General features: G+C 46.6%; 1 pseudogene. It reads left to right on the forward strand.

From position 1 onward, the window contains the following. Window positions 1-1,020: pseudogene (gene thiC / locus ACWHAR_RS23360) on the forward strand (phosphomethylpyrimidine synthase ThiC); the annotation flags it as partial.

The raw sequence follows: 1,020 nt of genomic DNA on the forward strand, positions 1-1,020 counted from the left end.
GCAGGTCAAAATGTCACACAAATGCACTATGCAAAAAAGGGGATCATTACACCTGAGATGGAATTTATCGCCATTCGTGAGCATGTGTCTCCTGAATTCGTCAGAGACGAGGTAGCCAGCGGCCGGGCGATTATTCCTTCAAACATTAATCACCCTGAAAGTGAGCCAATGATTATCGGCCGGAATTTTCATGTGAAGATTAATGCGAATATCGGGAATTCAGCGGTTACGTCATCCATTGAAGAAGAAGTGGAAAAAATGACGTGGGCCATCCGCTGGGGAGCGGATACGATGATGGATCTCTCTACCGGAAAAGATATTCATACGACGCGTGAATGGATTATCCGCAATTGCCCCGTGCCTGTGGGAACTGTTCCGATTTATCAGGCGCTTGAAAAAGTAAACGGCGTAGCGGAGGATTTAACGTGGGAGATTTATCGTGATACGCTAATCGAGCAGGCAGAGCAGGGAGTGGATTATTTTACGATTCACGCGGGTGTTTTGCTTAGGTATGTACCGCTGACTGCCAAACGGACAACTGGTATTGTGTCACGCGGGGGAGCGATTATGGCGCAGTGGTGTCTTGCTCATCATCAAGAAAGCTTTTTATACACACATTTTGAAGAAATATGTGAGATTATGAAAATGTATGATATTGCTTTCTCACTTGGGGATGGTTTGCGTCCCGGATCAATTGCTGATGCCAATGACGAAGCGCAGTTTGCTGAATTAGAGACGCTTGGAGAGCTGACGCAAATTGCCTGGAAGCATGATGTTCAGGTGATGATTGAGGGTCCTGGACATGTTCCGATGCATAAAATCAAAGAGAACGTCGATAAACAAATGGACATTTGTAAAGAAGCGCCTTTTTACACATTGGGGCCGTTGACAACGGATATTGCGCCGGGATATGACCATATTACTTCAGCGATCGGAGCGGCGATGATCGGTTGGTACGGGACAGCAATGCTTTGTTATGTAACGCCGAAGGAGCATTTGGGGCTGCCAAACCGTGATGAT

It is taken from the genome of Bacillus sp. LR--39 (genome assembly GCF_053613335.1).